A 6,939-nucleotide genomic window follows, 5' to 3' on the forward strand; every position below is an offset into this window, starting at 1 on the left:
AAGCGGTAAATTTAATCCCCTTGCTACGCAGCGAATTTTTCCAAAATTAAAAAGCGAACTTTTTTACTCGCGTAACACACTCATCTCGCACATTTAGCGGCGTGGCTCTTACGCTGCAAACGAGCTTTCTCAAAGCTTTGTAACGCGCGCCCAAATTAGACATGTCAGATGCTTCGCCAAGCGCCTTTCGAAGCTCATTTATAGCGCTTGCTATAAGTAGAATTTTGCGTGGAATTTTGCGCGGCACGGCAACAATTACGACCTTTAAGAGCGCACACCGCAGCTCAAAAGCCTATTTCAGCTTTTTAAAACCGCGCGCCGTATGGCTCAAAGTCCATTTTCACACGCTTAATCAACTACCGTAATCCCCGCATCCGCGCAGGCTTTTCGCGCCTTTTTAGATATACCGATGCCGGTCGTTTCGATTTTCTTAAGATTAACGAAGGGCGCAAGCTCGGCGGCATCAATGTTTTTTATGTCAAAAAGCTCGTCCTCACCGTCCCAATCAGGCGCGATTTGTAGATAAATTTCGTTTCCGCCGTCAAGAGATAGCTCGCTCACCCGCTCCGCCAAATCTGCAGGGACCGGATAGTCCTTGAACCACTTTTTGGCTTGCGGCAGCGCGCCGAAATCCGCGTACGGATCGATGCCGCGCTCCTCGCAATACTCAAACACGTCAAATTTAGGCTCTAGCAGGGCTTTTTCATACATCAGTTCGTTCATTACGGCGATTTTGAAATTGAAATTTTTAAACGCTAGTGTCTCACCCGCCGCGCGCGGAAGCTTAAATTTATCGCTCGGCCTCGGCTTTACCTTTTTCTCTTTTTGATTGATGCAGACGCGCCCTATCGGCATTTTCGCAGCTCGCACGATGTCTGCGATCTCGTCGGTGTCGCGCTTAGCGAAGCGCTCGGCGAAGTCCATCGCGCCTATGCGCTCCTGCACGGCCTCGGCAAGAGCTAGCGAAACTTCGAATTTGCCCAGGCTAAGCTCCAAAAATATATATGCGCCGCGCAGCTCCTGTTCCGGCACGGCCTCAAGCGGCGGCCTGCCCTCTAGCGTGAACGCGCCGTCGTAGAGCTTGCGCGGAACCTCGTGCTGCACGCCCTTTGCGACCTCAAGCATCAAAACTATCTCGGAAAGCCTCGGTTCTGCGAGCTCTCCTGCGCGCACGAAGGCGAAAATCCCCGCCTCATCCCAAAAATAACGGCTTTTGCCATCTCCGTCATCGATCACGCGCGGCTGACCTAGGGCTTCATTAAATTTAGCCAGATCAAACTCGCAGTTTACGCCGCCGATGAAAACGCCGTCCGGGCGCACGTCGACGTCAAATTTATCCTTTTTAAAAATATTAAATAGCCCCATTTTATCGCTCCTGATCTTGCCTTAAATTTCGTCTTAAAATTTTCACACAGCATTCCTTTTATTTTGGAGGCGGCACAAAGCGCTCTATTATTCCTGATTTACGTGATCCTCGAATATAAATTTATGCTCCTGCGGTAGCGACTCGTAAAGCTTTATCGAAAGGTTTCTGATTTCCCAAAGCGCAGATTTTGAGCTACGAAGCGAGAGGAAATTTTGCAAACTGCGCGCGTTTACGCTCCACGTTAGCTCGGTTTTGTAGCACTCTGGTAGGCAGTATTTGACGATGTCGAGGCTTTTTGTCGTGTTTGCGAGGATTTCGCGCAAATTTTCTAGCGCTTTTATGCTTGCGTTATCGACCGTTTCGTCGCCCGTTAATACTATAAATCTCGCCGCTCGATCAAAGTCGCCAAGCTCAAATTTAGCCTCTTTTTTTAGCTCTTTTAGCGTGTAGCGTGTTGATTTGACGCTGAGGCTCGCCACGCGGTGACGGGCTAACTCTTGCAGTAGGGCGCGCGAGATGCCTTGGATGTAGAAGTTGTAGGAGAGGTGCTCAAGCGTGCTGGCGTGTTTAAATTTATTACCGACGCGCTCGATAAGCTCGACGTCTTTTTCGCCGCCGCCGTCGCTCTTTTCGAAGCTTTGCCAGCATGTGCGGATAGCGTGCGAGCAGATGTTTAGCGGGGTGTAGTTTAGAAGCGTTACTTGCATTTAGTCTCTTTTGATTAAATTTAGCTCTAAATTTAGCTAAAAATCGATAAAAATTTGATTTTATAGCCAATAGTTGGACAAATTTACCCTTGTACGATTGCGATGTCGAGTTTTCTATTCATGCAGTCGGTTAAAAAAATATTGATGAGCGTTTGGTATGGTACGCCTTTTTTATTTGCCATATTTTTAAAATATTCTATCGTATCGGCATTTATATTCATCGAAATTTGCTTTTTTAACTGCTTGTCCACATACGGATTTTTTATCGCTTTTGAGAAGTCGTATTCTTTTTTCATTTTCGCTCCTTGTATTGTTTGGCTTCGTTTTTCGTTGCTTTTCTTGAGGAGATTATTCTGATCGTATCGTTTTCGCGGTAACAATGTACGACGAGTAAAATTCTCTCCTTTTGACTCATGCCTAAAATTAAAAATCTTTCTTCATCGTTTGAATGATCTTCGTCAAAAAGTACTAACGCAAATTCATCGGCAAATACGCTTTTAGGTTCTTTAAAATCGACTCCGTGCTTTGCGATATTTAGCCGTTCTTTGATCAAATTCCATTCGTAGTTCATAATGCGATTATAATGATAGAATAATTATAAAAAGATAAATTCGGCTCTCAAAAAGAGAGCCGATGAGGTAAATTTATTTTAACTGAAGCAGTGTGTTTAGCATTTCGTCGCTAGTCGTGATCGTCTTTGAGTTAGCTTGGAAGCCACGCTGTACGACGATGAGCTGAGTTAGCGAGCGAGATAGATCGACGTTGCTCATCTCAAGGCTCGAGGCTGAGATCTTACCGCGTCCGGCCGTTTGAGCAGCGCCGATGATAGGATCGCCGGAGTTTGCCGTGCGTGAGAAGAGGTTTCCGCCTTCGCCGGCTAAGCCTTGATTGTTTGCAAATTTAGCTACGCCCACTTGCGCTAGTCCTAGGCTTCGGCCGTTCGTAAATGATCCCACGAGCGTTCCGCTTTGATCTATCCTGATACCGTTTAGCTCGCCGCTAGCGTAGCCGTCTTGGCTGATGTCTGCGGTGCTTGAGTTATTGTCGGTGCTCGTTAGTCCGTCGGTGGTCTGCGTAGTACCGAATTTTAGCTCGATGTGCTGGCCGATAGCCGAACCGTTTTGCGCGCCGAAGGTAATGCTAGCCGGGCTATACGTCGCTAGCGAGCCGTCCGGGTTAAATCTCACGTAACCTGTTACTACGTTTCTAGGCTCGACCGTATTTATAGAGTTTGGTTCTGCTACTTGGATAACCATCGTCCACTCGGTTCCGCCGTTTTCTGTGTAACCGCGTTTTACGAAGTCCATTTTTATATTATGCTTCGTACCTAAGCTATCGTAAAGATCGGTGCTAGAGCTATGAGCGGCCATGTTTAGGCTATCGGTTACCCTAGTTGAACCGCCTGCGCTTAAAGATCCTGAAATTGGCGCCATAGATGCGGTAAATTTGACGTTTTCCGTTACGTTTTTAGTAGCGTTTGTTAAACCGGTTACAGAGATATTCATATCCTTGGCGCCTGCAGCGCTAGGATTTTTAAATTGATATTGACCGTGTTCGTTTACCGTTACTTCTACGCCGTTGTTATCATTGGTTGCAGCTAGAGTAGTTGGGTTTTGCTCATGGGTATAGTTTGTAAATTTTCTAGCATCCTCTTGCATAGCTTCACGTAAATCCTCAGTAGTAGTTACTTCTCTTTCATGCGCATCATCATAAGTATGCGTAGCGGCTACATTAGTTTTATTGTAAACATACTGATATGCGGTTATTATTCTAGTATCGACAAAATCTGTTCCTGCCCAATCAGCAGGATTATTTACAGTCATTTTTATGTTTTTTGTATTGACTGTAGTTCCCGTATTATTCCTATTTGTTAGAACTAGCTTATTACCGTTTGTTACGCTTGCTTCTACGCCGGTTTCGCTATATTTTCCGTTTATTAGAGCTGCTAATTGACCTATGGTCATTATATTAGTACCGGTTATATTCTGCCCATTTAATTTTATGTCAAGATTTTTGCCTGGGGCTGGAGGGGTAGCAAAAGTACCGTCTGCAGCCGCACCTAAATCTAGCGCATTGGTTTTTGCATCCGCATAGCTAGCCCATATGCCTTGTCCGCCGGTTCCCTGGGCGTCTCTTAGGTTATATGCATCGCCGTTGCTATTAAACAATACTCCCAAATCGGCTCCGCGCTCCGTCATCCTTTGTTCGCCGTTCCTATTTACGTAGAATCTATTTTCTCCGACGTTATTTTCATCGTGTATTTCGTTGGCAGTTCTTGTGCCGTCGTTATTGAGATCAACCCAGTTGTGATGCTGGTCTAGTTTGTAGATAGGTATTTTTTTATTTCCTACGTCGTTACCGCTGTCTAGGTTTCCTTTTAGCGCGATGTTTGTCGTAGCGCGAGCAGGCACGGTTAGGCCGACTGGGATCTTTATATCGCCGATAGGTCTAGTAGGATCTATCTCTCCTGTTTCCTCATCTCTCATCCAGCCTTGTACGATGTTACCGCCGTTATCGACGAAGTTACCTTCGCTGTCTCTTGAAAAGTCGCCGTTTCTGGTGTAGTAGGTGGTTTTGCCGCCGTCGGAGCTCACCATGAAAAATCCGTCGCCTTGAAGCGCGATATCGGTTTGCTTGTCGGTAGTTTGCAGCGAGCCTTGCTTAAAAATCCTCGTAGTGGAGTTTATCTGCGTGCCTAGGCCAACTTCCATGTTATTTACGCCGCCGTGTTGATTTTGCGGTGCGGTGGCGATACGCGAAGTTTGGTAGATAAGGTCGTCGAAATTTGCGCGGTTGTATTTAAATCCGACTGTGTTGACGTTAGCGATGTTGTTACCCTCAACATCCATAGCGATCTGGTGAGCTTGTAGTCCCGTAACGCCCGACCAAAGTGATCTCATCATAGCTTTATCCTTTTTGAAAAGTGAATTTTAAGATGACTTAAGCAAAAGACGTTCCAAATTTTAAATTTGATTTTAGTTTAGTGTTGTAGAAGGTAACGACGGAAAAGAGTGTATGAGTCAAAATTTACAAATTCGGCTTCAAATTTGAACGTAAAAAGTGAAGGCGCCGTATCGCGAGATGGATTTAAGGGTTGCGACATAAAAATTTAGCGAAGATAAGACATATAGTCTATCAAGCTAAATTTTTACTAGCTCCGTTAAAGACGCTCGCGAGACAAGCTGCCAAATTTACAAAATCATCGCGCCGATTACGCCGCCGATTAACAGCGGTATATTAAAAAATATAAAAGTCGGCACGCACGTATCGTAGATGTGATTGTGCTGGCCGTCGGCATTTAGGCCGCTTGTTGGCCCTAGCGTGCTATCGCTAGCGGGACTGCCCGCATCGCCCAGAGCCGCCGCGATACCAACTAGCAAGATAATGGCCGCCGGAGAAAATCCCAGCGATAGCGAAAACGGCACGTAAATCGCCGCGATGATCGGTATCGTGCCAAAGCTCGTGCCGATGCCCATGGTAACTAGCAAACCGATAGCTAGCATCAGTATCGCGCCGCCTATTTTGCCGCCCACCACCTCGCTAGCAAAGCCCACTAGCTGCTCGATACCGCCGCTCTCGCGCAAAACCGAGCCAAAGCCTGCGGCAACGAGCATGATAAATGCGATAAAGCCCATCATCGCTAGGCCGCTGTCCATGATTTTGTCGATTTTACGGTACTCGATACCGCCCAAAACTATCATGACTAAAAGCCCAAGAAGCGCGCCAAGAGGCATGCTTTCGGTATAAATTTGCACTCCAAAGGCTACTACCGCGCCGCCTAGCACCGCCCACTCTTTTTTCGTCATTTTTAGGCTTGCGGCCAACTGTGCCTCTTGCTCTTCGCTCGTTTCAAATTTAGTGTGCGCGTAGTCGCGTCTTTTGCGGTAAAAGACGAAAACCGCTAAAAGCAAACCCACTAGCATAGAAAGGCCGCCGATCCACATCACACTTGAGATCTCGCTCATCTGCACTTCTACGCCGTTGTTTGCGAGCTCTTTTTTGATGATGCCGTGAAAGATAAGGCCAAAACCTACGCTAAGGCTCACGTATGGCGCCTTTAGCCCGAAAGTAAGAGCGCAGGCCACGGCTCGGCGGTCGATGCCTAGGCGGTTCATCAGCGGCAAAAGCGGCGGGATGAGAATCGGGATGAAAGCGATATGCACGGGAATCAAATTTTGCGACAAGCACGCGATCGCGGCGATTATCAGAGCAAAATAGGTGCTGGTTTTTGCTAGAGCCTTGCTAACGGCGTTTATGAGGATCGCGGTTAGGTTTGTGTTGGCTATCGCGGCTGCGAGCGCGCCTAGCAAGATATAGCTGAGCGAGGTTTCTAGGTTGCCTTTCATGCCCGTTATCAGCGTCGATGTGGTGGCCGTTAGCGCATCGAAAAACGCCCCTACGCCGGCAAATCCGCCGTGATAGATGAGACCCGCGACTAGGGCGGAGACGAGGATGGAAAGCAGGATGTTAAACCTTAACAAACAAAGCGCAGTCATCACGAGGATACTGATCACGACGGGGTTGGTTAGCATTATTTTCCTTTTTGTAAATCAAATTCGTAAATCAAATTTCGCCGCCGATCAAATTTGATGACTAGCGGCGAACGGGCGTCAAATTTATCTAACGCGGATGCCTACTTGCGGGCGAGGCGAATAGTAATAATCGTCGCGTCTGTCGCGGTATCCGTCATCGTATCCGTCGTCGTAGCCTCTCTCGTAGCTTCGGTCGTCCGATTTGCTAGTGCCGCCTTTTTTTATGTTATTGTTTTTTATGTATTGATCAACTAGCTTGTCGCGGTAGTCTCTGCCTCGGTCGGTTTTTCTATATCCGCCGTACGGAGGGTCCATGTAGATCACTACGTCGTCG

Annotated in this window: 6 protein-coding genes and 1 pseudogene; all 7 read right to left on the minus strand. The window is 47.1% G+C overall.

What is annotated here, in order from left to right; translation table 11 throughout:
• Positions 1–348: 348 nt before the first annotated feature.
• Positions 349–1,365 (minus strand): hypothetical protein, encoded by a 1,017-nt coding sequence (locus Q0314_RS06980; RefSeq protein ID WP_298057777.1) that lies wholly within the window; start codon positions 1,363–1,365, stop codon positions 349–351.
• Positions 1,366–1,452: 87 nt separating this feature from the next.
• Positions 1,453–2,073 carry an FAD-dependent thymidylate synthase gene (thyX, locus tag Q0314_RS06985; protein WP_298057779.1) on the minus strand — a complete coding sequence of 207 codons (621 nt, stop codon included), beginning with the start codon at positions 2,071–2,073 and terminating at the stop codon, positions 1,453–1,455.
• 83 nt (positions 2,074–2,156) lie between these two features.
• Positions 2,157–2,369 (minus strand): CopG family antitoxin, encoded by a 213-nt coding sequence (locus Q0314_RS06990; protein WP_297937773.1) that lies wholly within the window; start codon positions 2,367–2,369, stop codon positions 2,157–2,159.
• Positions 2,366–2,644 (minus strand): BrnT family toxin, encoded by a 279-nt coding sequence (locus Q0314_RS06995; protein ID WP_298057781.1) that lies wholly within the window; start codon positions 2,642–2,644, stop codon positions 2,366–2,368. Before Q0314_RS06995 ends, Q0314_RS06990 begins: the two co-directional genes overlap by 4 nt.
• A gap of 73 nt (positions 2,645–2,717) precedes the next feature.
• Complete coding sequence (gene flgE, locus Q0314_RS07000; protein WP_298057782.1) at positions 2,718–4,976, minus strand: flagellar hook protein FlgE; 2,259 nt, start codon at positions 4,974–4,976, stop codon at positions 2,718–2,720.
• A 288-nt stretch (positions 4,977–5,264) separates the two neighbouring features.
• Positions 5,265–6,605: an SLC13 family permease gene (locus Q0314_RS07005; protein ID WP_298057783.1), complete on the minus strand. Its 1,341-nt coding sequence runs from the start codon at positions 6,603–6,605 to the stop codon at positions 5,265–5,267.
• 84 nt (positions 6,606–6,689) lie between these two features.
• Positions 6,690–6,939, minus strand: a pseudogene (locus tag Q0314_RS07010) (hypothetical protein); the annotation flags it as partial.

Source organism: uncultured Campylobacter sp. (assembly GCF_938040115.1).
Classification (GTDB): Bacteria; Campylobacterota; Campylobacteria; order Campylobacterales; family Campylobacteraceae; genus Campylobacter_A.

Coding starts and splice junctions, on each gene's coding strand:
- Q0314_RS06980 (WP_298057777.1), bottom strand. CDS start 1,365: ATGGGGCTATTTAATATTTTTAAAAAGGATAAATTTGACGTCGACGTG.
- thyX (WP_298057779.1), bottom strand. CDS start 2,073: ATGCAAGTAACGCTTCTAAACTACACCCCGCTAAACATCTGCTCGCAC.
- Q0314_RS06990 (WP_297937773.1), bottom strand. CDS start 2,369: ATGAAAAAAGAATACGACTTCTCAAAAGCGATAAAAAATCCGTATGTG.
- Q0314_RS06995 (WP_298057781.1), bottom strand. CDS start 2,644: ATGAACTACGAATGGAATTTGATCAAAGAACGGCTAAATATCGCAAAG.
- flgE (WP_298057782.1), bottom strand. CDS start 4,976: ATGATGAGATCACTTTGGTCGGGCGTTACGGGACTACAAGCTCACCAG.
- Q0314_RS07005 (WP_298057783.1), bottom strand. CDS start 6,605: ATGCTAACCAACCCCGTCGTGATCAGTATCCTCGTGATGACTGCGCTT.